The 25673-nt window shown below is 36.1% G+C and carries 23 protein-coding genes and 1 other RNA gene; 5 read left to right on the top strand and 19 right to left on the bottom strand.

From position 1 onward, the window contains the following. Nucleotides 1-191: 191 nt before the first annotated feature. On the top strand, nucleotides 192-1121 hold the full coding sequence (locus Sdiek1_RS00120) for a hypothetical protein (RefSeq protein WP_087437340.1): 930 nt from the start codon (nucleotides 192-194) through the stop codon (nucleotides 1119-1121). Then, nucleotides 1118-1531, top strand: coding sequence for a hypothetical protein (locus tag Sdiek1_RS00115; protein WP_087437339.1), 414 nt, complete (start codon nucleotides 1118-1120; stop codon nucleotides 1529-1531). Before Sdiek1_RS00120 ends, Sdiek1_RS00115 begins: the two co-directional genes overlap by 4 nt. Nucleotides 1532-1841: 310 nt before the next feature. On the opposite strand, the gene Sdiek1_RS00110 is transcribed toward Sdiek1_RS00115, so the two are convergent. The 5 genes from Sdiek1_RS00110 to Sdiek1_RS00090 form a co-directional block, all read right to left on the bottom strand. After that, nucleotides 1842-2900, bottom strand: coding sequence for a type I restriction endonuclease (locus Sdiek1_RS00110; protein WP_087437338.1), 1059 nt, complete (start codon nucleotides 2898-2900; stop codon nucleotides 1842-1844). 798 nt (nucleotides 2901-3698) lie between these two features. Further along, nucleotides 3699-4328 (bottom strand): tetratricopeptide repeat protein, encoded by a 630-nt coding sequence (locus Sdiek1_RS00105; RefSeq protein ID WP_087437337.1) that lies wholly within the window; start codon nucleotides 4326-4328, stop codon nucleotides 3699-3701. A 9-nt stretch (nucleotides 4329-4337) separates the two neighbouring features. Then, on the bottom strand, nucleotides 4338-5012 hold the full coding sequence (locus Sdiek1_RS00100; RefSeq protein ID WP_087437336.1) for a hypothetical protein: 675 nt from the start codon (nucleotides 5010-5012) through the stop codon (nucleotides 4338-4340). 127 nt (nucleotides 5013-5139) lie between these two features. Next, nucleotides 5140-5649, bottom strand: a complete 510-nt coding sequence (locus tag Sdiek1_RS00095; RefSeq protein ID WP_087437335.1) for a LeuD/DmdB family oxidoreductase small subunit — start codon at nucleotides 5647-5649, stop codon at nucleotides 5140-5142. Nucleotides 5650-5659: 10 nt separating this feature from the next. Next, nucleotides 5660-6910, bottom strand: a complete 1251-nt coding sequence (locus tag Sdiek1_RS00090; protein WP_087437334.1) for a 3-isopropylmalate dehydratase large subunit — start codon at nucleotides 6908-6910, stop codon at nucleotides 5660-5662. A 236-nt stretch (nucleotides 6911-7146) separates the two neighbouring features. Between Sdiek1_RS00090 and Sdiek1_RS00085 the strand changes: the two genes are divergently transcribed. Then, nucleotides 7147-7797, top strand: a complete 651-nt coding sequence (locus Sdiek1_RS00085) for a GntR family transcriptional regulator (RefSeq protein ID WP_087437333.1) — start codon at nucleotides 7147-7149, stop codon at nucleotides 7795-7797. A 32-nt stretch (nucleotides 7798-7829) separates the two neighbouring features. Here Sdiek1_RS00085 and ttdB read toward each other — a convergent pair whose 3' ends face one another. From ttdB to Sdiek1_RS00070, 3 genes are read right to left on the bottom strand one after another with little or no spacing between them, the layout of a single operon-like run. Beyond that, nucleotides 7830-8444 carry a L(+)-tartrate dehydratase subunit beta gene (gene ttdB, locus Sdiek1_RS00080; protein ID WP_087437332.1) on the bottom strand — a complete coding sequence of 205 codons (615 nt, stop codon included), beginning with the start codon at nucleotides 8442-8444 and terminating at the stop codon, nucleotides 7830-7832. Next, nucleotides 8441-9340, bottom strand: a complete 900-nt coding sequence (gene ttdA, locus Sdiek1_RS00075) for a L(+)-tartrate dehydratase subunit alpha (protein WP_087437331.1) — start codon at nucleotides 9338-9340, stop codon at nucleotides 8441-8443. Before ttdA ends, ttdB begins: the two co-directional genes overlap by 4 nt. Before the next feature lie 11 nt (nucleotides 9341-9351). Further along, nucleotides 9352-10779, bottom strand: a complete 1428-nt coding sequence (locus Sdiek1_RS00070; RefSeq protein WP_121495796.1) for an anion permease — start codon at nucleotides 10777-10779, stop codon at nucleotides 9352-9354. A gap of 330 nt (nucleotides 10780-11109) precedes the next feature. Here Sdiek1_RS00070 and Sdiek1_RS00065 point away from each other — a divergent pair, with 330 nt between their 5' ends. Beyond that, entirely contained in the window at nucleotides 11110-12288 is a 1179-nt protein-coding gene (locus Sdiek1_RS00065) for a multidrug effflux MFS transporter (RefSeq protein WP_087437330.1), read from the top strand. 30 nt (nucleotides 12289-12318) lie between these two features. On the opposite strand, the gene proX is transcribed toward Sdiek1_RS00065, so the two are convergent. The 5 genes from proX to Sdiek1_RS00040 all read right to left on the bottom strand — a co-directional run bounded on the left by proX (nucleotide 12319) and on the right by Sdiek1_RS00040 (nucleotide 17368). Then, nucleotides 12319-13326 carry a glycine betaine/L-proline ABC transporter substrate-binding protein ProX gene (gene proX / locus Sdiek1_RS00060; protein ID WP_087437329.1) on the bottom strand — a complete coding sequence of 336 codons (1008 nt, stop codon included), beginning with the start codon at nucleotides 13324-13326 and terminating at the stop codon, nucleotides 12319-12321. Beyond that, nucleotides 13310-14344 carry a glycine betaine/L-proline ABC transporter permease ProW gene (gene proW, locus Sdiek1_RS00055; protein WP_202819570.1) on the bottom strand — a complete coding sequence of 345 codons (1035 nt, stop codon included), beginning with the start codon at nucleotides 14342-14344 and terminating at the stop codon, nucleotides 13310-13312. Before proW ends, proX begins: the two co-directional genes overlap by 17 nt. After that, entirely contained in the window at nucleotides 14337-15539 is a 1203-nt protein-coding gene (gene proV, locus Sdiek1_RS00050) for a glycine betaine/L-proline ABC transporter ATP-binding protein ProV (protein WP_087437327.1), read from the bottom strand. Before proV ends, proW begins: the two co-directional genes overlap by 8 nt. A gap of 210 nt (nucleotides 15540-15749) precedes the next feature. Beyond that, nucleotides 15750-16706 carry an A/G-specific adenine glycosylase gene (gene mutY, locus Sdiek1_RS00045; protein WP_238099057.1) on the bottom strand — a complete coding sequence of 319 codons (957 nt, stop codon included), beginning with the start codon at nucleotides 16704-16706 and terminating at the stop codon, nucleotides 15750-15752. After that, on the bottom strand, nucleotides 16694-17368 hold the full coding sequence (locus Sdiek1_RS00040) for a uracil-DNA glycosylase (RefSeq protein WP_087437325.1): 675 nt from the start codon (nucleotides 17366-17368) through the stop codon (nucleotides 16694-16696). Before Sdiek1_RS00040 ends, mutY begins: the two co-directional genes overlap by 13 nt. A gap of 51 nt (nucleotides 17369-17419) precedes the next feature. On the opposite strand from Sdiek1_RS00040, the gene ffs reads away from it, so the two are divergent. Further along, nucleotides 17420-17517, top strand: an RNA gene (ffs, locus tag Sdiek1_RS00035) — signal recognition particle sRNA small type. A gap of 19 nt (nucleotides 17518-17536) precedes the next feature. Here the strand turns inward: ffs and Sdiek1_RS00030 are convergent. The 6 genes from Sdiek1_RS00030 to dnaA form a co-directional block, all read right to left on the bottom strand. Beyond that, nucleotides 17537-18748 (bottom strand): HD domain-containing protein, encoded by a 1212-nt coding sequence (locus Sdiek1_RS00030; RefSeq protein ID WP_087437324.1) that lies wholly within the window; start codon nucleotides 18746-18748, stop codon nucleotides 17537-17539. Beyond that, nucleotides 18742-19137: a preQ(1) synthase gene (queF, locus tag Sdiek1_RS00025; RefSeq protein WP_087437323.1), complete on the bottom strand. Its 396-nt coding sequence runs from the start codon at nucleotides 19135-19137 to the stop codon at nucleotides 18742-18744. The genes Sdiek1_RS00030 and queF overlap by 7 nt, the downstream gene beginning before the upstream one ends. Continuing rightward, on the bottom strand, nucleotides 19134-20552 hold the full coding sequence (locus Sdiek1_RS00020) for an EAL domain-containing protein (protein ID WP_087437322.1): 1419 nt from the start codon (nucleotides 20550-20552) through the stop codon (nucleotides 19134-19136). The genes queF and Sdiek1_RS00020 overlap by 4 nt, the downstream gene beginning before the upstream one ends. Further along, nucleotides 20552-22864 carry a DNA topoisomerase (ATP-hydrolyzing) subunit B gene (gene gyrB / locus Sdiek1_RS00015; protein WP_087437321.1) on the bottom strand — a complete coding sequence of 771 codons (2313 nt, stop codon included), beginning with the start codon at nucleotides 22862-22864 and terminating at the stop codon, nucleotides 20552-20554. Before gyrB ends, Sdiek1_RS00020 begins: the two co-directional genes overlap by 1 nt. A gap of 103 nt (nucleotides 22865-22967) precedes the next feature. Beyond that, nucleotides 22968-24035, bottom strand: a complete 1068-nt coding sequence (gene dnaN, locus Sdiek1_RS00010) for a DNA polymerase III subunit beta (protein ID WP_087437320.1) — start codon at nucleotides 24033-24035, stop codon at nucleotides 22968-22970. A 155-nt stretch (nucleotides 24036-24190) separates the two neighbouring features. Then, nucleotides 24191-25516, bottom strand: coding sequence for a chromosomal replication initiator protein DnaA (gene dnaA, locus Sdiek1_RS00005; protein ID WP_087437319.1), 1326 nt, complete (start codon nucleotides 25514-25516; stop codon nucleotides 24191-24193). Nucleotides 25517-25673: the final 157 nt, after the last annotated feature.

The following is a 25673-nucleotide window of genomic DNA, read 5'->3' as shown; positions in this document are numbered from 1 at the left end:
TTATTGATTCTATTGATTACAAAATTTAACTTCCTCTTTTTGTTCTATCGAACAAAAACACCTCGACAAACTAATTTTTTAACGTAACGAAGTGAAGTGTTAAAAAAGTTAGTTTGTCGATATAAGGTGTTATTACTTCCAACTAATTTTTTAATCTATAATTAAGTTTATAAATTAAAAAAGGAGAAAAAATGGGAAACAATACATTCTTATACAAAGAAATAAATTTTACAAAAAATGGAAAAAAGTCTTTCAAAATACGAAAAAACTGTTATTCACAATTGATAACAAGTTTAAAACATTCACTACGTGTTTTTGAAGAAGAAAAAAATACATATAAACAAACGAAAAACACACGAAAAATGATTATATTTCAGATTTCGATTTTGAAAAATGAAGAATTATTATTAAAAATTGAACAAGATATAAAAGACAATATAAAAAAATTTGAAAATATAAATGATGAAAATGAAAGAAAAAAAATTTTAAAAGACTTTCAAAATTCAAAATCATCACTTTCAAAAAAAATTCCACTGGAAATGGTGGAACTGGAGCTGGAACAAAGTAAAAATGCTGGAACTATTTTACATAATTTAGTATATAAACACAAAGTTAAAAATTTAAAATCACACGACAAAAGAACATTAAAAACATTAGAAAATTTCATTTCTTTAAAAAATAAAATGATTGAATTAAAACAAAAAACACGTAAGTATAACAATCAAATTCTAGTCAAAGAAGTTCTTTTAAAAATTCCAGAAATGCAGGAATTAGATTTAAAAAAAGAAGAATGGAACATAATAATTAAGAATTTTAAAGATGAATACTTTAAAAATTATGATCTTTATTGTTCTTGTATTCACGTAGACGAAGGAACAGAGAATAAAAGTCATGTTCATTTATTTTTAAGTTCATATAACAACGAAAAAAATGATTTTGATATTAATAAAAATACTTTTAACTATATTAATAATAAATATAGTTTGAATTTAGATTTTAACAAAAAAGAAGATCATGAAAAATTCATGAAACAATATCAAGAAGATTTTTATACTTTTTTTAATAGACAACTGAAAGAATTAAACAAAAAAAGAACGTATAAAAATTTAACGATTATTTGACGACTGAAGACATAAAAAAAAAACGTTTAAAAATTCACAACGAAGATAATTTAACAATAGATCAAAAACATACAAAATTAATAAATGAAAAACTAAAAGAAAGAATACAAGAAAGTCAAAGTCAAATTAAGATTTTAAATATAAAAACACATGAAAACTCTTCTTTTTTAAGTAATAAAACAACCCAAAAAATTGAAATTGAAACAGAAACAAATGAAGATATAAAAAACATTATAAAGTCTGTTAAAAACTATTCAAATTTAAAATTTTTTATTGAAGATTTAGAACAAAGAAACAAAGAAAAAGATATAAAAATTTTTTCTTTAAATCAAAAATTAACGGACGATTATTACTTTTTTAATAAGAAAGAAAATGAATTATTATCAAAATTTGAAGAACTAAAAAAATGATACAACTGAAGATAAAAACAAATTAACAAATGAACATGAAACAAATAAAATTTTAAAAAAATGTTCTTGAAAAAATAATACATGAAGAAATAACCAATGAAGAAATTGATAAAAATTTAGAAAAAAACGTTTTTGAAAAATTAGAAAAAATTAGAAAACTTGACGAAGAAAATTTTAGAAAACTTGAAAAAGAAAGACTAGAAAGTTCACGTTTTAAAAATAAAAAAAGTATTGTAGATATTGAACAAATCGAAAAAATAATTTAAAATTTATCCCCCCAACCCCCTAAAGGGGGGGGAGGGATAAATGATTATTTTGAATCTCTTCTTTTTAATACAGACTCAATTAATTCTTGTCTGTAATTATAAATACTATCTATTGATTCAATTGGTATTTTGTTTTCTGTTCCTTTGTCGTCAGGAAATGCAATTATTTTTTGTTTTCCATTAAAGTATAGTCTACATATCCATTTTGTAACTTTACCTTGATACAAGATATTAAAATAATTAATTGTGTCTTTAAAAGATATATTTTGAAAACCTACAGTTTCTCCAATAATTGAACGAACAATATAGAAACCATCTAATTCTTCTTCGGTTGTTTCTGGTAATTGTTTTTCTTCTTGTTCTGTCGTTTCAAAATCTATATCATGTTTAGAAGTCGAAAGATTTGATTGAATTGCTTGTATCTTATCGTTTGCAATATCGCTTAAAATTTCTGAAAAAGATTTTTTAATATATGTTCTAAATTCATCAATAACCGCTGCTGTCATTGTTTTATCGGTGATTTTTCTTGCGAAAAATTTCACAAATTCATCAGATGGTTGTTCAATTTCTGATTGGAAAACTGATTGAATTTCTCTATGATATTTTTTAGCATTTGCCATTTGTAAAATTGTATCTGTATCAAGTACATCTTTTGCAAACTTGGTCAATTCCTTAACATCTCTATCTCTGATATTTTCAAGGTTAATTACTAAAAATGGTGATTTATCCATTTTGTTTTTTTCTTCAATATCTGAAAAAAATCTGTATTCTACTCCATTTGTTAAAATGGAAAATTTACAATCTGTCACATGAAAATATCTAATTAACTGATTATTATGATTATCTAACTTTTCAGTATGATTTTTTACCTCGATTATCATGATGGGTTTACCATCACGTAAAACGGCATAATCCACTTTCTCACCTTTTTTGGTACCTATATCAGATGTAAATTCAGGAACAATTACGGTCGGATCAAAAACATCATATCCAAGAGCTGACAGAAATGGCATAACAAAAGAATGTTTAGTTGCTTCTTCTGTTAAGATTTTATCTTTCATAGATTGAATACGTTCACCAAGTTGTCTAATTTTTGTTTCCATAACATTACCTTCACATTTTATTGGATTTCGTTTTTTAATCAATATGAAATTATACATTAATTAAAGTTCCTATCTTTATTTTTCATGAATAATTTTATAAACTATCATAAAACACACAAAAACATCGAAAAAACACCAAGAAAAATACTAAATAATACAAAAGACTAGAATTAAAAAAATTGTTATAGAAATCTCTTTATTTTATTCTCATGTGAGTTTTGTAATGTACAATTAAAAATCAACTCGATGATATTAATTAACTATTTTTTCATTAATTTATTTTCTGATTAAATTTTTACGGAAATAAATTTGAAAACGAAAAAATAAGAGAAAAAATTTATTTTCTATAAAACATACAAAAATCGGATTAAATCACCAAAAAATTTCGTACAACTAATGAGTATAAATATATTTATTACATGAACGTAGTGAATGTAATAAATTATAATTATAGTGTTAGTTTACCTCTCTCGAATGTAGTCTATATACTAGTAAATACTCATATATAGACTACATAATAAATAAAATATATTATTATTTTATTAACTATTACAATAGACTAAGTTTCTAACTAAAATTTAAAATCTGACTTTGGGATATATAATAATTCTCTCTTTAGGACATGATATAATCAAAATAATATATGACAAGCAGAGAGGTGAAATTATGATGTTTACATTAGATGAAAACGAACTTAAAAAACTCGTAAATAACGCAGTAATGGGGATTTTAGACACTTTAAGGATGACAAAAAAAGAAGAAAATTTCGAATCCCTTCCTCTCTGCCAGTTTTCCCTTTTACTGCATCTCATTTCTGAGTTTTCCATATTTATCGCATGCAATTGAGAGATTTTGCTCGCAGGCACTTTTGTAAAGTTCTAAAGCTTTATCGAGGTTTTTAGCCACTCCTTGTCCATTACGATACATAACACCTAAGTTATAACAGCTCTTTTCATACCCTTCATTGCAGGTTTTTTGGAACAATTCAAACGCCTTCGTATAGTCTTTTTGAACACCTTCCCCTTTGTAGTACATGAGAGCAGTGCTGTAACAGCCTCTTGTGTGAGCACTTTCACACGATTTATAAAAAAGAGTAAATGCTTTTACGGCATCTTTGGCAACACCTTCGCCTGTGTCATACATGATGCCAAGATTGTAACAGCCATCTGAAAAACCGCCATCGCATGACTTTGTAAAAAGTGAAACGGCTTTTGCATCATCCTTGTAGACGCCAAGCCCTGAGTCGTACATATTGGCAAGGTTATAACACGCTTCGGCGTTATCAGCCTCGCAAGCATTTTGAAAAAACGTAGCGGCAGTGCCGTAGTCACTCTTCTCATATGCATTTAATCCATTCGTTAGATCATCGGCATACGAAAGCGGTGCTAAAAGCGCTAAAAAAGATAAAAGTTGTAAAAATTTTTTCATGGTAGCTCCTTATTTGTATTTTCCTTGATAGGTTATTTCATCAAACAATAACTCTTCCATCAGCTCTGGGAAAGAACGCATTGTTAAAAAAATGGCCATATTTTTTGCAATAAACATTGGGTTATTGGCATTGGTAATGGCTTGAATGAGGGATTCTTGATCGGCTTTGCTGTAATGGTGAATAGAGTAAATAAAGTCTTTGATATTCTCTTTAGCGACAGCGTCCGTAAAGCGTTTGGGGTACTGCGCTTGCAGGATTTCAAAATTCCAAATGGTTTGAGAGAAAATATCGCGCATGCTTTGACTGAAAAGAAACTCTTCAAAAACTTTTTTCATGTCAAAGTCAATAATCAGGCTCGGCTTAGAATCACCGATAAAATAGATATTGTCCCGCTGAATCAAACCACCGTAAATATTTTTTTCTTGATAGGCATGATCAACAAAAACCGCTCGTTTGCCAAGGCGTTTGGTCACAACTTCACTGCTTTTCAACAATTTCCACGAAAAGGCTTGGTAGGCTTTTGGATCTTTAGTGTTCTTTAAAATATCTTCTTTGATCACGTCTTGATAGATTTTATCAACACTATTTTCGCCTATGACTTGATTATTATTCTTTTCATCTTTGCTACCGCATCCGCCAAGGAAGCATAAAACAATTAAACATGTTATGACATATCTTAGCATCACCTGACTCCTTTAAATTCAACTTTACTTCATTGTATAACGGCTTAACTTAAAGCAATAGATGCCAAAAAAATTAAGCGATAAAGTCTTTACATGTAAAGAGAGAGAAAAGCTCTGCTAAGCCGTTCTAAGCGTTATTTACAACCTCTAATTGGTGTTTAATCAATGACTTAATTCCACCACTTTCTAAGATATTTAGTACATACTCTGAGAGAGGTTCAGCCGTTGCAATCAGACCTTGTTCACCGCTAATTGCACCACTTTGAAAATCGATACTCAAAGCATCATTCATGTGTATGAGTTTTGAGATATTCGGACAGATCAAAAGAGGAACACCGAGGTTAATGGCGTTGCGGTAAAAGATGCGTGCAAAGGACTCTGCAATGATCGCACCCACGCCAACCGCTTTAAGAGTAATGGCGGCATGTTCACGACTACTGCCGCAACCAAAGTTCGTTCCTGCAACGATAAAATCACCTTTTTTAACTTTTTTAGTAAAGTCAGGATCAGCTCCAAACATCGCGTATTTGGCGACATCTTCCACATCGGTAAACTCCACAAAACGCCCCGGATAAATCTGATCGGTATCGACATTTTTTCCAAAGACAAAGGCGTTGCCACTGAGTAATTTTTGCATTTTTTATCCTTTACATGTAAAGAGTAGGATCGACGATCTCGCCCATCAACGCGGCTGCTGCAACCGCTGCGGGAGAACCTAGAAAAATCTGCGCTTTGGTGTCACCCATACGCCCCGGAAAGTTACGATTGGTCGTGGTGATGCAGGTCTCACCTGAGGCAATCATCCCCTCATGCGTTCCCAAACACGCCGCACACCCTGGTGTTACAAACGTTGCTCCCGCTTCGATCAACGTTTTCACATACCCCTTTTCCATCGCTTCAAGTAAAACGCCTTTGGAAGCAGGAACGATGACAAAACGTGTGCGAGAAGCCACTTTTTTGCCGTGAAGAATGTGCGCAGCAATACCGATGTCATCAGCTCTGCCACCCGTACACGAGCCCAAATACGCTTGGTCGATGTGACGGCCGATAAACTGAGTTAGATCAAAGACATTATCCACGCTTGAAGGAGCGGCAAGTTGCGGTTTGAGGTGACTCACATCAAAGCTCACTTCATCCGCGTATTTAAAATCTTCATCGGTGTGGTAAATCTCATAAGGGCGTGTCACTTTTTCGTTTAAAAATGCCATCGTGATCGCATCAGGCTGAATATAACTGGCTTTGGCACCCATTTCGGTGCTCATATTGCACAGCGCCATACGCTCTGAGATGCTAAGATGTTCCAACATCGAACCGCCAAATTCAACCGCTTTATACACGGCATAATCTGCTCCAAGCGCGCCAATGGCATGCAAGATAGCATCTTTAGCATACACGCCTTTGGGAAGTTTGCCCTCAAAGTTGATCTTGATGATTTCTGGGACTCGAAACCACAGCTTCCCTGTCGCTAAAATGATTGCCAAATCCGTCGCACCCACACCCGTTCCAAACGCACCAAACGCGCCGTGTGTTGTGGTATGCGAGTCGGTGATGACGACGATTTCGCCCGGATATGCTAAGCCTTTGTCGGCTAAGACTTGATGGCACACCCCTTGGTCAATGTCCATCAAAAGATCAATGCCTTGATCCCAACAAAACTCTCGAAACTGCTTTTGATTTGCAGCTTGTGTGATCGTGGAAGCGGGAGCATAATGGTCTAAAAACATGATAACACGGCTTGGATCATGTACTTTTGTACCGCCCATTTCAAAAAACGAGCGCAAGGTTTGCAGGTAGAGATCGTTAATACCTGCCATATCGATTTCACAGTTGATAATCTCACCGGTCTTAACACTCTCTTTACCTGCTTTTTTAGCTAATAACTTTTCAATCGCATGCATCACTTATCCTTTCTTTTTTTCTTTACATGTAAAGGTAAAACGTCTCTGTTTTCTCAAATTTTACTGTCCCGTAAAAACAAAATCAACGCTTTACTTCAATTGCTCTTCAAACCTTTACATGTAAAGAAAACTTGTAACATCTTTAAATACTTTGATACCAGTAAAACCAACCACTTTCTTGAAAAGATAGCCTTGTCATGCTATACTAAATAAAACAGTCTATTAAAGAGCATCCTATGATCAATCTTAAAAAAATACAAATGTTACCCGCGCGTGAACAGGTAGCCTCCATACTACGCTCTTCAATCCTTTCTGGTGGTATCAGCAAAGGTCAATCTATCACGCTTGATAGCGTTGGTGAACAAGTTGGCATGTCTCGCACACCTGTGCGCGAAGCGTTTCAAATCCTTGCAAATGAAGGACTCTTAGAGCTGCGCCAAAACCGCTGCGCCATCGTTAAAGGTATCTCTGAAGAAGCCATTAAAGACCACTACGAGATGCGCATCTTGCTTGAAACAGAAGCACTTCGTAGAGCATGTGAACACATGAATGACGAAACACTTAAAGCAATCCAAAGTGTCAACAAACAAGGTCAACGTGCAAAAGATGCTGGCGACACCGAAGCGTACAACCTTGCTAACCAAGCATTTCACATGACCATTTGGGAAGCCGCTGATAGTGAAAAACTCAAATCGTTTCTCTCTCTTCTTTGGAATGGCCTCTCCATGAACCGTCTTGTAACGGCGCAAGAGTACGCAGGTATTTCACTTGCTGATCATAACAAAATTGTTGAACAACTCACTCAAAAAGATTATGCTGGAGCTTGTGAAACGATGCGTCAACACATCATCTACAGCATGAACAGCACTCTTTCTAATTTTAAATAACAAAAAGGCGCTTAATACGCGCCTTATTTTTTCTAGCTTTTTGCAATCATCGAAACAATATGCTTGGAAGTCTTTGCAAGTGCTTCCTCTTTTCGTTCATGAAACGTTACTTTATTGGCTTCAAAAAGGTTATTTCCCTCCGTATCAATTGAGATAATAAGCGGCCCAAACTCTTTGACTTTGAGGATCCAAAAAGCCTCAGGCATTCCAAATTCTGGCCACTCTTTTGCTTCTATTTTTTCCACTTGTTCAGCAGCGACTACTCCACACCCTCCAGGGAAAACCGCATGAACCGCCGTGCTCTCTTTACAACCCACAGCCGTTTTTGCCCCCATACCACCTTTACCAATGACAAGTTTCACACCCGTCTTAGCTAAAAACTCTTTTTCATAACGCTCCATTCGCATACTGGTGGTTGGTCCAATGGAAACCATCTCCCAGCCACCCTCAACATCTTTCACAATAGGTCCTGCATGAAAAATAGCAATGCGATCCATCGGTAATTTTGGCATGATCCCTTCGGCAACAACACGCCTATGCCCTTCATCTCTACAGGTAACAAGCGTTCCACTTAAATAAACAATGTCACCGACTTTAAGCGATTTGATGGCTTCATCTGAAATGGGGGTTGTTAAAATCTTTTTCATAGGCTCACTCCTTTATGCGAAACAATTTCATAGTTCATATGTTCATCAAAACGAATCACGCCATGGCGATTTGCCCAACAGCCTATGGTCACACCGACACCAAGGACGGAAGGATGATGTGCCATACCTTCAATGTGAACTGCCATGACGCTATTTTTTCCAGAAATTCCTTGAGGTCCGAGTCCTATATCATTAAGCCCTTTTTCAATCGTTCTTTCCATTTCTGCCGCTTTAGGATGAGGATGGGATGTACCAACAGGGCGGAGCATCGCTTTTTTAGAGAGCAGTGCCGATGAATTGGAACAGGTTCCAATGCCAATACCAACAATCAAAGGAGGGCATGCATTGATACCCCAATTAACAACCGTATCGAAAACAAATTGCATCGCCCCTTCATAACCCGCAAGCGGAGGTAAAACGATGCTTCGTCCAGGAAGCGAACATCCACCGCCTGCTTGATAGACTTCTATCTCCACGGTGGTACTATCATCAACGATTTCCCATGTGATATAGGGAATATCCGTACCGACATTCGTACCTGTATTAACTTCATCAAAAACCTCGACAGCGTTGAGCCTAAGCGGTGCACTTTTAGTCGCAAGAATCGTAGCCTCTTTTAAAATCTCCCTTAGTTGTCCCAAATACGGAAATTTAGCGCCTGTTCTGACAAAATATTGAATGACACCCGTATCTTGGCAGGTGGGACGGCTCAGTTTCTTTGCTTTATCCATATTTTCAAACATCACATCGTAAATGGCTTTTGCCAAAGGCTGTTCTTCTTGAACTCTAAGCTCCTTGAGTTTTGCCATTACATCATCAGGGAGCTCTTTGGAAACCATATCCACAAACTTCCCTAACGTTTGGATCATCATCTCTTTTTTATCAAGTACAAACATCATTTTATCCTTTACATGTAAATCATATTTAGAGAAAAATCAAAACACCGACTAAAAGTACCGCCATAAAAAATTGCTGCAAAAATAGCACCTAGCGCCCACCATTTTCCTTGTGAAATATAACCGGCCCCATACCAAATAGGGGAAGGTCCAGTACCATAAGGAGTGATAATTCCCATCAAACCAATCGTGCTAGTGAGTAAAATCATAAAGGTCATCAACTGATCAGGTGGAATCAGTTTTGCCGCAATCACAATGAAAATAGGCAATAATGCTGTCGTATGCGCCGTTAAGCTGGCAAAAAAGTAATGTAAAAGGAAGAAAAGCACGATCATTGAGACCATCAACATTGTGGGGCTGAGTCCTGAAAGATAAACTTCAGTCCCTTTGCCCATCCATGCTAAAATACCTACATTTTTAAGTCCTGAGGCTAATGCCACAAGTGTCGCAAACCAGACTAAAATATTCCATGCAGATTTATTCCCAATGACATCATCCCAAGAGACGACATTGGTTAAGACCATCAGTACGGTGATAGAAATCGCGGCGATTGTTGCATCAACATTGAGTTCTTTACCAAAGATCCAAAGAATGAGCGCAAGAAATGCGAATGAGCCCATTAAAATTTCTTTTAACGAAATACTGCCCATCTTTTTTAACTCATCTTTTGCCCATGCAGGTGCTTCAGGAGACTGTTTTTGAGTGGGTGGATAAATCCAATAAACCAAAAGCGGTGTGACAAGAAAAAGTGGTAACATGAGGGGTACCATTATTTTTGCCCATGCTCCCCATGTTATAGAGATATTGGCGCCTTTTGCAATGAGATCAATGGCAAGAAGATTGGGAGCAAGTGCTGTGAGAAACATGGAGCTTGTCACACAAGTAGCCGTCATAGCAATCCATGTGATGTACGCACCCATTTTACGAGGTTCATGCTCAGGTGTCGAATTGAAAATGATGGGAATGTTAATCGCAATAGGGAAAATCGTTCCGCCACCACGTGCCGTATTTGAAGGCATAAAGGGTGCTAATACAAGATCGGCAAACGCTACTGCATAACCAAGACCTAGCGAGCTTTTACCCATATAGCGAATCATGATAAGAGAAATTCTCTTTCCCAACCCTGTCTTTTGATAGCCCATTGCAAACATAAATGCAGCGAATATCAACCAAATCGTGGAATTGGAAAACCCTGAAAGTGCCCATTTAACATTGTCGGCTGGTGTTTTACCTGCAAGTCCTATCAAAGCCATGAGTGAAACACCTATAAGTCCTACCAACGCAGCAGGAACAGGCTCAATAACAAGACCAACAATCACAGCTAAAAAGATTGCCATGTAATGCCATGCTTGAATAGTAAGACCTGTGGGAATAGGAGAAAACCAGACAATCAGTAAAACCAAGACAGGAACGAGTATCGAAATGATCCGCTTCGACATTGAAAAACCTCCGTATGATAAATTTTCGATAGTGATCAAAGACTTTGTTATCTAAAAATTAGGAAATAAATCATTATAAGCAACCTTAATCGTTCAATACTTAGCACTTACCATTACGTTCAAAAAAAGTTTGTTCCGCATATGTGATATTTTATCACATATCATTTATTACAAGATTGTAGATAGAGTCCGCTTAAAAAACTATTAATGTATGGTGATCAAAAGGATTTCAATATTAACCGTTTCAAAATATTCTCTTTCTATTAACATAAAATTTAAACTTTTGCCCTATAATTACTTCAATACTATCTACAAGAAAGAAACAAACGCATGTCTAAAGCCCTTACAGAGCGCCAAATCGTCTTAGTCCTTGCGTCTTTATCGGCAATTACACCTCTGGCGATTGATATGTATTTACCTTCATTTCCAGCCATTGCGACAGATCTTCATACAAGCATTCCTAATGTTGAATTTAGCCTTAGCCTCTACTTTTTTGGTATGGCAATGGGACAGCTTTTAGGTGGACCTATTTCTGATGCTTACGGTAGACGCCCTATGGTTATGATAGGATTGATTGTTTTTGGAATGAGTAGTTTATTACTCTCCATTACCAATCAAATCGAAATTTTTTGGATTCTTCGAGCTCTTCAATCTTTTGGAGGTGGTGTTGCTACCGTCAATGTCTCTGCCACCGTTCGAGACATGTTTAATGGGAAAGAGAGCGCACGTATTTTTTCATTAATTGCGATGGTAATGCTCATGGCACCACTGTTAGCACCGACACTTGGCGCATTGATTCTTAAATTCTTTGAGTGGGAAACGATCTTTTTAATCCTTGGATTTTATACACTTTTTGCTCTAATTTTTTATCTATTTCGTTTTCCTGCCATCAAACAAATACGTACTAAAATTACTCCCATTCAAAACTATAAAGCCGTTTTAAGTCATAAACTTGCGATGGTTTTCATTGTTTCACAAATTCTTTGCACTTCTGGTATGTATACGTTCATCACTTCTTCTTCATTCGTTTACATGGAACATTTTCATGTCAGTGCAAGCCGATTTTCACTTTTTTTTGGTATTAATGTTTTGATGATGATGATCTGTGGAAGGCTTAATGTTTGGGTCGTGAAACGAAAAGATCCTTTGCAGCTCTTGCGTTTTGGAGTTATCATACAAGCCATTGTTGGTATTATATTATTCGTATTGCATGATGCGGATTTATTTGTTATTTTCCCTTTAGTAGGACTCTATGTCGGTATTCTAGGATTTGTGTTTGGAAATTCTGTCTCCTTAACGTTAGAGTTTTTCCCAACTATTAGTGCATCAGCCAATGCCATTATTGGCGTTTTACAGTACAGTGTGGGAGCACTCATGGGCTTTATCGCAAGCTCTTTACACGATGGTACACTCTTACCTATTATGGGCGTGATGATGGTGGTCAGTTTGTGCGGAGCAACACTTTTACTTTGGGGTAGCAAGGGTTACATTCCCCATCATGGTGGGTAAAGAGAAGAAAATTCTTCTCTTTACGTCACACTATTGTGCCGCTTTTTTTGCTTCACTGATCCAGCCTTGAAAGAGTGTGTCGTGTGCTTTGATCCACAATGATGCATGATGCTCAATCTCTTTTTCACTCTTTTCACCTTGGCTAATCATCATATTTTCTGCACTTATATCATGAATATCTAATTTCGCAATTTCAAATAATTTAGCAGCAGCAGGATTTTGTGCTGCAAGATTGCCATTGGCTACAATATGCGTTGTATTGGCGCTAAAACCATAATTTTTACCATCTGGTAATGCCGTATCTATCTGATCAGGGTCAGCACTCTTGGTGACTTGAAGCCATACGGTATCTTTGCCAGGCACTAAAACACCGCTAACCCAATACGGAGTCCACGTATAGTATAAAATCGGTTTACCTTGTTTGTATCGCGCGATCGTTTCAGCAATAATCGCTGAATATTCGCCTTGATTGTGTTTAATCGTATCACGAAGGCCAAAGGCATCCAGTTGATATTCAATCGATCTTTCACATCCCCAACCTGGGTTACATCCTGCTAAATCTGCTTTGCCATCATTATTGCTATCAAACAACTTCGCAATTTTGGGATCTTTAAGGTCATTGAGGTAGGTGATATGGTACTTTTCCGCTGTCTTTTTATCGATTAAATAGCCTTGTGCATTTCCTAAAATAAACGTTCCTTTACGAAACATGACTTTTTCACCACCTACTTTTTCAAACATTTCATCATGCAGAGGTATCCAATTGACAGTCGTATAGTAAATTTCATTCGACTCCTTATTTTGAGCAATCGTCTGATAAATCACGGCATACGCCACTTCATCAATCGGTAAAACATCGTACCCTAACGCTTTGAGTGCTTCATTGATAATAATCGTTTGAAACTTTTCCTCAGCAATGGAGCTATGCATTGGATGTACTTTAATGCCCTTTCCCGGTAAATCTGCTGCAACACTTGCGACGCTTAGAAATAGAGAACATGCTATGCCTATTAGGCTTCTTTTAAGTAGTTTTTTCATGTTTTTTCCTCTGTTTGGCAAGAAGGTCGTATAAAAAGCCCAAAGGTCCTTTTTGATACCATCCAATATGCGCGTTTACCAAATCTTTCTCACCCAATGCTTGCGTGATGCGATCCAACACAATGGCTAAAAGCACAATGCCCACGCCACCAATAGACGCCAATCCCATATCAAGCCTACCAATGCCACGAAGTACCATCTGACCTAGTCCGCCTACGGCAATCATGGAGGCAAACACCACCATCGAAAGCGCTAACATCAACGTTTGATTGATGCCTGCCATAATGGTTGGCATCGCAACGGGAAGTTGCACTTTAAAGAGCATCTGTAAAGGCGTCGCTCCAAAACTGCGCGAAACTTCGACCAGATCTTTAGGCACTTGCCTGATCCCAAGGTTGGTAAAGCGAATCAAAGGCGGAAGGGCAAAAATGATCGTTACAACCACACCTGGAACATTTCCGATGCCAAAAAGCATCACCACCGGAACCAAATAGACAAAAGCAGGTGTCGTTTGCATCGCATCCAAAATCGGTCGCATCATCAGTGAAAACCGATCATTGTTCGCAACCAAAATGCCGATGGGAATACCAATCACTAAACAGAAAAAGACGGAGGTAAAGACCAAAGAGAGCGTTATCATCGCTTCACTCCACGCGCCAATCAATCCAATGATGATGAGAGAGATAAACGTACCAATCGCAATTTTACGTCCAGCAAACTGCCACGCTAAAAGCGTTACAACGACAATAAAAACGGTGGCAGGAATGGAGCTAAAAAAATCTCCAATCGTACGTAACACCAAATCAATCGGAATACGAATGGATTGAAAAACATCACGAAAATGCGCAACGGTCCATGTTAAACCCGATTCCACATAACGATCTAGAGGAATAAAGGTCTCTTTAAACGGATGCAACCAGTCAAACGAAACATCAAGCGGTGCTGAAGATGAATCATTTAACCAATCTGTTTGTGTGGAAGGAGCTATTTCCCACGGATTTTCTATTTTCTCACTCATTGTCATCCTCCCCTTGGTAGTCCAATGCTTTTAAAAGGGTCGCTTTTGAAATGGCGCCGATATATTTTTGGTTTTTATCAACAACGGGTACAGAGCAGGGCGTACTCGCAACAATGCCGACAATGTCATTAAGATAAGTCGCTCCATCGATGATAGGAATCTCTTTTAAAAACGCCACATCAATGCTTTCACGTTTGGATTTAGAACGCAGACTATCGACCGATACCACGCCCAAAAAGTGTTTTCTACGATCAACGATATAGGCAAACTCACGATCATTATCCCTCAACGTCTGAAGCGCCATCAACGTTCCTTGACCATCTTTTTGGATGATCGTGACTTGTTTGGTACTCGCGATATCTTTTGCCGTAATCACCCCGCCCACATTCACGCCCTTAAAGAAGGAGTGTACGTATTCGTTGGCGGGATTTTTTAAAATCTCATCGGGCGTACCGATTTGTATCACCGATCCGCCTTGCATAATGGCGATGCGATCACCTAGTTTCATCGCCTCATCTAAATCATGCGAAATAAAAACGATGGTGCGCTCTTGTTCACTTTGAAGTTTGAGCAGTTCATCTTGCATCTCAGACCGAATAAGTGGATCAAGTGCCGAAAAGGCTTCGTCCATTAAAAGCACATCGGGATTATTAGCAAGCGCTCTTGCCAAACCCACGCGCTGTTGCATACCACCACTGAGGGAATCTGGATACGCATGAATATAATCCAAAAGACCGACTCGCTCCAACGCTTCTTTGGCTTTGATGTAACGCTCATCTTTAGGCATACCACAAAGTTCCAATCCAAAAGAAGCGTTATCCAACACGTTAAGATGGGGCAAAAGGGCGAAGGATTGAAACACCATGCTCATCTTAGCTCTGCGCACCGCTCTGAGTTCTGCGTGATTCATAATGGCAATATCTTCGCCATCGATTAAAATCGAACCGCTTGAGGGCTCAATGAGGCGGTTAAAGAGCCGAACCAATGTCGACTTGCCTGAACCTGATAAACCCATGATGACAAAGATTTCACCTTTGTATATTTGAAGACTGGCGTTATTAACGCCGATTGTTTGAGCAGTACGTCTAAAAATTTCCGCTTTATCCATACCTTTTTTTAAAAGATTAAGTGCTTTTTTGGGTGAATCTCCGAAAATTTTATAGACATTTTTTAGCTCAATTTTAACCTCTTTCATTCTAACTCCTAAGGTAAAATTAAGTCAATCGAGATGACTCTCTCCTTTCACCATAGTCCTAAACAGATTAAACAAACATTAAGTTTTAAAATATTTTTAAGCTTTTGACGCTTGGAATAGAGAGGTAGTGCTATGGTGTAGTACTTTAGAAAGGTTTAAGGATAAAAGCATAAGAATGAATTTTTTGAGTATATTTGTAACGAAATAGAACTATTTTGAGCTGAAAAGTGTTTGAATAATCTTTTTATCGACGGTTGAGAGGGCTAAACTTTCAATTTCTTCCTCTGTAAAATAGCCATCCACTTTTACATGTAAAGACTCATCGTAAATCATTTCCAGTTCAAGTTTAAAATGGCTGTACGTATGAGTCACTTTGCCAAGGCTGTGTGCATTTTTTGGTTTTTCATCCACTTGAACAAAACCCCACAGTCCATGAAGCAAACGCTCTTTTCGTTGAATAAGTCCCAATTTTCCCTCTTTTTTAATTACCAAAGCAAAGCGTTTTTTTGTTGGAACTTTCGCTTTTTTAATGGCTAATGGATAATTTTCGGGCGTATTTTTGCCTTTACATGTAAAGCTTAACGGACACTCCAAACAGTTCGGGTTTTTGGACGTACACACGAATGCTCCGATGTCCATCATGGCTTGATTGTGCTCGTACGGATGCTTTACGGCTAAAAACTTCCACGCTTTTTCCCAAAGCACTTTTTCATCTTTGACGCTTAATGCAAAGTAGCGACACAAAACACGTTTAACATTAGCATCTAAAATGGGAAGGGCTTGGTGGTATGCAAACGCACAAATGGCATGTGCCGTACTTTTTCCAATGCCTTTAAGCCCGCCTAATTCTTCGGGTCTTTTGGGTAAAACCCCTTTACATGTAATGGCCGTATGATGAAGATTGCGAGCTCTGGTGTAGTAGCCAAGCCCTTCCCACATTTTTAAAACATCATCCAGTGGTGCTTCTGCTACACTTTGAAGGGTTGGAAAGCGCTCTAAAAAGGGAAAATAAAACCGCTCAAGAACCGTTTTGACTTGGGTTTGTTGCAGCATGATTTCACTGAGGTAGATTTTGTAGGCATCATTCGTTTGTCGCCACGGAAGATCATGACGCCCGTTTTTTTGATACCACGCGTAAATCGCCTCTTTTACATTCAAGCCAAACACCAATCAATCGGTTTTTTACCGTTACATGTAAGGTATTCATTGCTTTTAGAAAACGGTTTTGAGCCAAAAAATCCTCGATATGAAGAGAGCGGTGAAGGGTGAGGAGCGCGCAAAACGAGGTGCTTTTTGCTGTCTATCAAAGAAGCTTTCGCTCCCGCAGGACTTCCCCAAAGAATGAAAACCAAATGCTCTTTTTGAGCGCTCAATGTCTTAATCACAGCGTCTGTAAAATTTTCCCACCCTTGTCCACGGTGTGAATTGGCTTCACTGGCGCGTACCGTTAAAACCGTGTTAAGCAAAAAAACCCCTTGTTTGGCCCATGCGCTTAAATTGCCATTTTTGGGAATTGCACAGCCGATGTCGTCACGTAATTCTTTAAAGATATTTTGAAGAGAAGGCGGATGCTGGATGCCATCTTGAACCGAAAAAGAGAGTCCATGCGCTTGTCCCGCTCCATGATAAGGATCTTGCCCTAAAATGACCACTTCAACGCTCTCAAAAGGCGTGTTATCAAACGCCGCAAAGATATTCGCACCACTGGGATAAATGGTGTAGTTTTTTTTCTCTTCCACCAAAAAGCTTTTTAAGCTCTCAAAATAGGGCTTTTGAAACTCTACATGTAAAACTTTTTTCCAACTCTCTTCAATTTTTGGATCGACCATAACTATCCCCTGTCTTTTTTAAGAATTTTTGGGTAAAATACGCTTCGCCTTCTTCTAGACCTGTGCAATGTCTTTTAAGAGTAACGCTTCAGGGTGGGAACACAGCAGAGCGCTTTTTTGAGGTGTGTGCCGCAGTCATCTGGGAGAGGGTTTTTTTATACCCTTTTTTTACACTCCCAAATAGGTTTCAATCTCCAACGCTAATTCATAAAAATCGACATTGCCAATTTTCCCTTTTTCTTTCAATTTACCGCGAATATGCTCTTTACCTTGTATAAGCTCTTTAGACCTAACACCATGCGAAATAGAAAGTGTCGCTTCAATAAATGCGGCTAGATTATCGCAATTTTTGAGTGCTTTTCCATCAATGGCATTGTATTTTTCCTCATTATAAACTGCAACATCCTCAACCATTTTGATCTCATGCTCATTGATGTGATTCATAAACTCATCTTTTTGATTGTCGCCGTAGAGTCCAAGAAGATATTTAAACTCTTTAATGAGTCCCTCTGGAAGGTAAGGCAGTATCTCTTCTTCAATCATTTTAATCTCAAACTCACTGATAATATCATCCAATCCACTGACAGAATATTTGACGGGAGAGATGATATCACGTGTAAGTGCTTCAGGAAAATCATGGAAAAGAGCGCAAAAGAAGTTATTGACTAACCGTCCATCACACGCTTTGGCGGAAAGAGAGTAAAAATAACCTAATATGGCGACAATAAGCATATGACCCAATACAGAAGTTTCAGGGATGCGAGGCGTTTGTGCCCAACGCTTTTGAAAACGAAGTCGTCCACTTAAATCAACAATTTTAGAAATTTTTTTATTCATCGCCATTTTACGAACACTGATAAGCTCGTAATAGTCTTCGATTTCCTCTTCAACAGCTTCTTTAACACGGTCAATATTGTTCAAAAATTGACTGGTTTGATAGACAATCGAAAATTCCCAACGTGTTGCCATGTACGAAGCTGCTTTAAGGACAAAACGTTCTTTTTTATACATGGAACTATCGTTTAGGTAGGTTTTAAAACGTCCATAAAAAGCCCCATCTTCAATGTCGCTGAGTGAATCATAGAGTTGTTCTAAAACCCATGTATTGATCTCTTTCTCTTTTTTTTGGAGTGCTTTACGAAAAACATCAGGACGAATGTCGGTGACAACCACTCGACGTAAAAATTCGAAAATACCTGCTTCAATTAAAGAGCGCATATTAATACTTTCTTTGGGTTCCATTTTTGCAATCAAATAAGCTATGATGAACTTATGAGCCTGTTTATCAAGCTCAACGAGTTCAACCATGCGCGGATAATCATTCCAACGCTGAATGGAAGCTGCTCCAAAAAATTGTTCAATGAGTTTTGGACTTAACATAAACTCTCGTTGCGTACTTGTTTTGAATCGATTTCAATGACCGTATGAACATTGCCTCTAGGATTAAAGTCCGCTACCACTTTAAGCCATTTTGGTTTGAGTTTACGATCCAGTAGATCATAAATTTCATTCGCACTGTTTTCGTGGCTGATGTTGCGGTTCATAAAACTGTTAATGTAAAGTTTGATGGCTTTGAGCTCAACAACAAGTTCATCAGGTGTATAATCAATATAAATTGTTGCAAAATCAGGATAACCACTGCGTGGGCACAAACAACAAAACTCTGGCAATGTAAGTTTAATCACATAATTTTTTTTATGTTGATTGGGCCAAATTTCTAAATCTTTTTCAACATCAAATTCTTTAATAATTTGTTCGCCGTATTTCATAAAATATCTCCTATTATTTGTTCTAAATTTTTAGGTTTTGAGATACAAAACCCTTGTATATAATCAGGTTTAATCTCTTTCATCTTCTCCAAAAGAGCCTCTTTATCGACAAATTTTACCATACTTTGTATATGAAGTGTTTGGATGAGTTCTACATAATGTAAAAGAAGCTGTTGGTATTTGGAATCATCCATTTTTTTAGTGAATTCAATGTCAAACTTTACTAAATCAATGGGTAAATATTTTAAGTATTCAAAACTACAATTATTACCACCAAAATTTCCTAAGGCAATTTTGAATCCAACCTCTTGATAACTTTCTATAATTTCTTTAAAGCGGTGCATATTTTCATAACTTTTTTTTTCTGTAATTTCAAGAATAAAACGATTTGGAGCAAGATTCTTTTTTTCAAAAAGTGTTGTAAGATAGTGCTTAAAACTAAGATTTCGTAGAGTTACAGGGGAAATTTCAATACTAAAGAAAATTTCTTTTTCCATTAAAGGCAAAATTTCTTCCACGAGAAGTTCAAAAACTTTTTCATCAAATATTTTTTCATACCCTGTGTGGTTAACAATACGCTGAATCTGTTGTTTGGAAAGCAATCCATAGGTTTGAGATTCCATACGGGTTAAAACTTCCACAATCTCGATTTTTTCAGTTTTAAGGCTTAACGCGGGTTGATATTTAAAAAAGAGTTGATGGTATTTAATTGCTTCATCTATAATCATTTGAAATTGGTTTAGTTTGATATTTGGCATTATTTCTTCACTCTTTTTTTGTTCTTCTATGAGCATTAAAAGATGTTCTATAATATTTTTTGTATCACTGTCATAAGCAGCGCTTAAAAGTGAAAAATCAACTTTTATTTCAATATTTGAAATTCCTACATTTTGAACACTCTTCGTAAAAATAGTTAAAAGATGACGAAGTTCTTTACTTGGATTTTTAATGTAAAACAAAAAACTATCATTGCTATAACGTCCAATTGAAACATTTTTTAAAAATGATGCTCTCGTAAAAAAAAACTCTAATTTTTGTATAAAATGAAAGAGCAGAATATCTCCATTATGAATACCATAACGCTCATTGATATCACTAAAATTATTTACATGTAAAAAGATAATGGTAGTGTTTTCTCGATCTTTTATATTTTCGATTTTAGTCATTATTTCCATTCTAGTAAATGTTTTAGTCGTAGGATCAATCAACGTTGTTTGAAATCCGTGATAAATCAAATAGACCGTGTAATAAACATAAATGGGAATCAGCAAAATAAGAAGAATAAAATTGACTGAAGTATAGGGAAAAAGTTGAAATGCGTGAAAAAAAATACCTATGAGAAGAAGAAAAGGAAAAGCGATTTTAAGAGCTGTAATAAATCGATTTTCTCTCTCCTTAATCTCAGAATAGAGCATTAAACGTCCAAGTGTTTTACATCTTTGGCATGATCTTGAATGTACTGTCGGCGAGGTTCAACTTCATCACCCATAAAGAGGGTAAAGGTGTCACTGGCTGCTTCTACATCTTCAACCTTAACTTGTAAAAGACGTCTGTTTTCAGGATTCATAGTTGTTTCCCAAAGTTGTTCAGGATTCATTTCACCAAGACCTTTGTAGCGTTGGATATAAGCACCTTTTTTAGCACTTTTTTCAATTTCATCTAACACTTCGACAGGATCACGTCCGTCAAACACATCAAAGTCACGTTCTTGTATTTTAGTGTAAATGTAACGTGCTTCTTCATAGAGTGGATTGGTATAGAATGTTTCATCTAAAAGAAGCTCTTCCAAACCATCTTTGGTTTGAATAAAAAGATGAATTCCTTCATCATTGATGTAATGATTTAAAATATTGTAACCAAGGTTTGTAATGAATTTTTGAATTTCAACAAATAATCCTTCAGTAGGAAGGACAATCAAATCTGGATTTTCAATCAAATAACGAATCACTTCGATCATAGCAAAACGTTTTTCAAGCTCTTTTAAAATTCCTCTGTAAGCAGAAATGATTTTAAAATAATCTACTAAATCAGGAGTTCCAACACCTTCAATCGCAATGCTGTCCATACCTGATTCAATTAAAAAGGCATTCATTTCATGATCATCTTTGAGATAGATCTCTTTTTTACCTTTTTTATAACGGTAGAGTGGCGGCTGAGCTAAATAAACATAACCATTATCTACAATAGGGCGTAAAAAGCGGAATAAAAAGGTTAAAAGTAGAGTTTGAATATGGCTACCATCAACGTCCGCATCGGTCATAATAATCAGTTTGTGATAACGAAGTTTTTCTTCGTTAAATTCATCGCCAATACCACAACCAAGTGCAGTAATCATATTTTTGATCTCATCAGATTTTAAAATCTTATCTAAACGGCTTTTTTCAACGTTAAGAATTTTACCTTTGAGTGGCAAAATAGCTTGAAAAACACGATCGCGTCCTTGTTTTGCAGAACCACCCGCACTATCACCCTCTACAAGGTAAAGTTCACAAATAGAAGGATCTTTACTTTGACAATCTGCCAATTTTCCAGGGAGTGTTCCAATGCTCATGGCATCTTTACGACGCGTTAGATCACGTGCATTTTTAGCCGCTTCTCTACCACGTGCTGCAGCCAAAGCTTTGTTCATTATGGCTTTAGCTTCAATAGGGTTTTCTTCAAAATATTTAACAAGTTGTTCATAGACTAATTTTTGGACAATCGGTTTAACGTAAGAGCTTCCCAATTTTCCTTTGGTTTGACCCTCAAATTGAGGTTCAGGTACTTTAACACTGACTATAGCAATCAAACCCTCGCGAACATCATCACCTGTTATTTTGGCATCTTTTTCACGTGCTCCTGCATTTAAAGAAATATAGTTAGTAATAGCACGTGTAAGTCCAGCCCTAAAACCACTTTCATGGGTTCCACCATCAATGGTTTTAATATTATTAACAAAAGAGTAGAAAATTTCACTGTAGGTTGAGTTATACATCATCGCAACATCAACTTCTACATCATCAATACTAGCAGTATAATGAACAGCTTCTGCTACTTTTTCTTTTTTATTGAGATCTAAAACAAACTGTTTAATACCGCCTTCAAAGTGGTACACTTCAGCACGTCCATCTCTTTGATCTTTAAGTTCAATTCGAATTTTTGGGTTAAGATAAGCAAGCTCTCGGAAACGTGTTGCCAAAATTTCAAATTGAAATTCTGTTGTTTCAAAAATAGTATTATCTGGCCAAAACTCAATCATTGTACCCGTACGATTAGTCGTTTTAACCACGCCTAATGGTGTTTGAGGAATACCACACGCAAACTCTTGACGATGTTCATTTCCTTCACGTTTAATCGTAGCAATCAGTTTAGATGAAAGTGCATTAACAACGGAAACACCAACACCGTGTAAACCTCCACTGACTTTATAGGTATCTTTATCAAACTTTCCACCTGCATGAAGTACCGTTAAAACAACGGTTGCTGCTGACATATTTTCACCCTCATGCCAACCAACGGGAATACCACGACCATTATCAATAACGATACATGAACCTTCACGTGTAAGTTCTACTTTAATTAGATCACAATAGCCTGCCATTGCTTCATCAATAGAGTTATCAACGACTTCATAAATAAGATGATGAAGACCATTAATGTTGGTATCACCGATATACATACCTGGACGCTTTCTTACTGCTTCAAGGCCTTTTAAAACTTTAATATTGTCTGCACCGTAAGTACTCATATTTTCTCCACTTCTTATTGTAATTCTTTTATATACTTTTAAAGCAAAACTCTAAAAGCTACGCTCACATAGACGTAAAACTACGTACTATGTGCTTAATTTTTTAAATCATAATTGGCATAACAATGGTCATAAAATTATCATTTTCTAAAGTGAAAGGAAGTCCACTGTCATTAAAACCTAACGTAAAGTTATTATTTTCGATGTTAGATAAAAAATCTAAAATATAACGACTGTTCACTGCAAGGTAAATATCATTGTCTAATCCCGTTTTAAATTCAATTTCTGTTTTTGCTTCAATATTGTCATCGTTTAAACTTTCAAAAACTATTTTATCAGGTTTAAAAGTGATTTTGATTTCAGGAGAAATAATAGAAATTTGTTTAATGGATTCCACCATGGATTCACGGTTAAGTAAAATTCTATAGTTTTTATTTTTTGGGATAATACGTTGATAATCAGGAAATTTTCCATTGATAAGTTTTGTAAAAAATGTAAAATGAGACGATAAAGCAATCAGTGTATTTTCATCATAAAAAATTTCAATATTATCAAAAAAGAGTTTTTGAATTTCACTAATGGCTTTTTTAGGAATAATCAGTGAAAAATCATGTTCAGTTGGTTGTTCAATTTTCATAATGGCTAAACGCTTTGTATCGGTTGCAACTAAACTGATGCTATTGTCTTTAATATCAATGAGAGAACCATTGAGTTCAAACTTTGGATTATTGCTGTCAATGGCAGGTGCTATTTTTTTAATAGATCGAACAAGGATATTGCTATCGATGTCGAATTTAGGCTTAGAATCGATTTCAGGAAAAGGAGGAAAATCACTAGGGCTTAGCATTGGAAGTTTAAATTTGGAGCTATTCTGTTTGATATAGAGGTAATCATTGATTGTTTCTAAAACAACTTCATCATCTTTTAAACCTTTTATAATATCCAGAAGTTTTTTGCCATTAGCTGTTGCATTACCGGCAACACTAATTTTTATTTCAGGAGTATGGTAACTAAGACCGATTTCGTAATCAGTTGCTTTTAGTGTAAATTGAGTTTCTTCAGTCATAAGTAAAACATGTGATGTGATTTGACTTAAATCTTTTTTTTCTAAATAGGGTTGTATGTTAAGCAACATGTTTTCTAAAATACTTTTTTTGATCGAAACTTTCATAGACTCTCCTTTTATTATTTAATTTAAAATAGCTGAAGTAGTAGATTGGGATGAATTTGTGAAAACATCCACATTATACCTCAAAATAGGGATTATTCACGTGAAAGATTTGGTGTGAGTTTTTCACATCTCGTCACGTCTACCATCAAAACTTTTTATATCTGCTTTGTTAAAATTTTATTTTTAAGATCTTCAACTTTGAGTTTGAAGGACTCATTCGTTTCAATTAGTTCATTAATTTTTTTAATATTGTGTGAAACCGCAGTATGATCTTTCATTCCAAAATAGGTTGCTAAGGACGGCATAGAATTTGGTGTGAGTGTTCGTGCCAAGTAAATTCCGATACGTCTAGCTTCTACTATATTTTTGCTGCGTTTTGTTGATTTAATTTCACTAGGTTTAATATTGAGATCTTTAGCAATAATTTGAATAATATCTTCAAGGCTAATATTTTCACGACGCTCTTTGATTTGTTCTCTCATTACATTTTTTGCAAAATCAAGGGTAATTTCTTGACGCATAAGCGATGCATAGGCATTGAGGTTAATAATAGCGCTTTCAATTTCACGGATGTTATCGCCCATATTGGCAGCAATGTAATTGACAATATCACTGTTAAGATTAATGCCATCGAGTTCACATTTCTTTTTGATAATGGCAATTTTGGTCTCTAATTCTGGTAAACCAATATCGGCAATCAAACCCCATTCAAAACGGCTTTTTAAACGATCTTCAAGTCCATTAATCATTTTAGGTGGTTTATCGGATGTTAAAACAATCTGTTTACCTGCAGAGTGAAGTTCATTGAACGTATGAAAAAACTCTTCTTGCGTTTGAATTTTATTGGATAAAAATTGTGTATCATCAATCAGTAAAACATCGCAATTACGGTATTTTTCGCGAAATCTGTCCATGGATTGGTTTCGAAGATTGTAAGTAAAGTCATTCATAAATTGCTCAATGGTTGCGTAAATGACAATTTTACCTTTTGCTTGGGCATAATTACCAACGGCATGAATAAGGTGTGTTTTACCAAGCCCCGTAGGTCCATAAATAAAAACAGGATTGTACATAACACCTGGTTTTTCAGCAATGGATTTAGCAGCTGTGTAGGCATATTGGTTTGAGCTTCCTACCACAAAACTATCAAAGGTATAAGACGGATTTAAAATAGTGTTTTTAGTGTTTTTAATAGCATCGATGATTTCAATAGGGGTTGTTTTCACTTTTGTCGTTTTAAGATGTTCTTTAAGGACAATTTTGATTTCAGGTTTTTTACCTGTTTTGAGTTCAAAGAGATGGGCAATTTTATCGGCGTATTTAGTTCTCACCCAATTAGCAATCAAAATATTAGGAGCAAGAAAGACCATTTGATCTGAATTAGAGGCCTTTTCATGGAATTTTAGCTGTTTAATATAGCGATCATATTCTAAAGAAGCGATTTCTCCTTTTAAAAGTTCTATGACAGTATCTGCTAACAAAAACGCTCCTTAAAAAAGTCTTCACCCTGTGAATATCATGTGAATAAGTTTGATTTATTTTATCTAAACTATTATTAGTTATATGTTAAAGCGGGTATGGGTATAATGTGAAAAAAGTTATTCACCCTGTGAACAAAGCTGTGAATAAAGGACAAAA

Origin of the sequence: Sulfurospirillum diekertiae (genome assembly GCF_002162315.1) — a bacterium.
In the GTDB taxonomy this organism is placed as follows: domain Bacteria; phylum Campylobacterota; class Campylobacteria; order Campylobacterales; family Sulfurospirillaceae; genus Sulfurospirillum.
This window is presented reverse-complemented; position numbering and strand designations above follow the sequence as displayed.

What these genes read in the sequence shown, in the direction of transcription:
- Sdiek1_RS00100 (WP_087437336.1), bottom strand. Translation starts at nt 5,012, where the DNA reads ATGCTAAGATATGTCATAACATGTTTAATTGTTTTATGCTTCCTTGGC.
- ttdA (WP_087437331.1), bottom strand. Translation starts at nt 9,340, where the DNA reads ATGTTTGTACTTGATAAAAAAGAGATGATGATCCAAACGTTAGGGAAG.
- Sdiek1_RS00070 (WP_121495796.1), bottom strand. Translation starts at nt 10,779, where the DNA reads ATGTCGAAGCGGATCATTTCGATACTCGTTCCTGTCTTGGTTTTACTG.
- Sdiek1_RS00065 (WP_087437330.1), top strand. Translation starts at nt 11,110, where the DNA reads ATGTCTAAAGCCCTTACAGAGCGCCAAATCGTCTTAGTCCTTGCGTCT.
- proV (WP_087437327.1), bottom strand. Translation starts at nt 15,539, where the DNA reads ATGAAAGAGGTTAAAATTGAGCTAAAAAATGTCTATAAAATTTTCGGA.
- Sdiek1_RS00120 (WP_087437340.1), top strand. Translation starts at nt 192, where the DNA reads ATGGGAAACAATACATTCTTATACAAAGAAATAAATTTTACAAAAAAT.
- Sdiek1_RS00020 (WP_087437322.1), bottom strand. Translation starts at nt 20,552, where the DNA reads ATGCTCTATTCTGAGATTAAGGAGAGAGAAAATCGATTTATTACAGCT.
- proX (WP_087437329.1), bottom strand. Translation starts at nt 13,326, where the DNA reads ATGAAAAAACTACTTAAAAGAAGCCTAATAGGCATAGCATGTTCTCTA.
- Sdiek1_RS00085 (WP_087437333.1), top strand. Translation starts at nt 7,147, where the DNA reads ATGATCAATCTTAAAAAAATACAAATGTTACCCGCGCGTGAACAGGTA.
- gyrB (WP_087437321.1), bottom strand. Translation starts at nt 22,864, where the DNA reads ATGAGTACTTACGGTGCAGACAATATTAAAGTTTTAAAAGGCCTTGAA.
- dnaN (WP_087437320.1), bottom strand. Translation starts at nt 24,035, where the DNA reads ATGAAAGTTTCGATCAAAAAAAGTATTTTAGAAAACATGTTGCTTAAC.
- proW (WP_202819570.1), bottom strand. Translation starts at nt 14,344, where the DNA reads ATGAGTGAGAAAATAGAAAATCCGTGGGAAATAGCTCCTTCCACACAA.
- Sdiek1_RS00105 (WP_087437337.1), bottom strand. Translation starts at nt 4,328, where the DNA reads ATGAAAAAATTTTTACAACTTTTATCTTTTTTAGCGCTTTTAGCACCG.
- Sdiek1_RS00110 (WP_087437338.1), bottom strand. Translation starts at nt 2,900, where the DNA reads ATGGAAACAAAAATTAGACAACTTGGTGAACGTATTCAATCTATGAAA.
- Sdiek1_RS00090 (WP_087437334.1), bottom strand. Translation starts at nt 6,910, where the DNA reads ATGCATGCGATTGAAAAGTTATTAGCTAAAAAAGCAGGTAAAGAGAGT.
- ttdB (WP_087437332.1), bottom strand. Translation starts at nt 8,444, where the DNA reads ATGAAAAAGATTTTAACAACCCCCATTTCAGATGAAGCCATCAAATCG.
- Sdiek1_RS00040 (WP_087437325.1), bottom strand. Translation starts at nt 17,368, where the DNA reads ATGGTCGATCCAAAAATTGAAGAGAGTTGGAAAAAAGTTTTACATGTA.
- Sdiek1_RS00095 (WP_087437335.1), bottom strand. Translation starts at nt 5,649, where the DNA reads ATGCAAAAATTACTCAGTGGCAACGCCTTTGTCTTTGGAAAAAATGTC.
- Sdiek1_RS00030 (WP_087437324.1), bottom strand. Translation starts at nt 18,748, where the DNA reads ATGTTAAGTCCAAAACTCATTGAACAATTTTTTGGAGCAGCTTCCATT.
- queF (WP_087437323.1), bottom strand. Translation starts at nt 19,137, where the DNA reads ATGAAATACGGCGAACAAATTATTAAAGAATTTGATGTTGAAAAAGAT.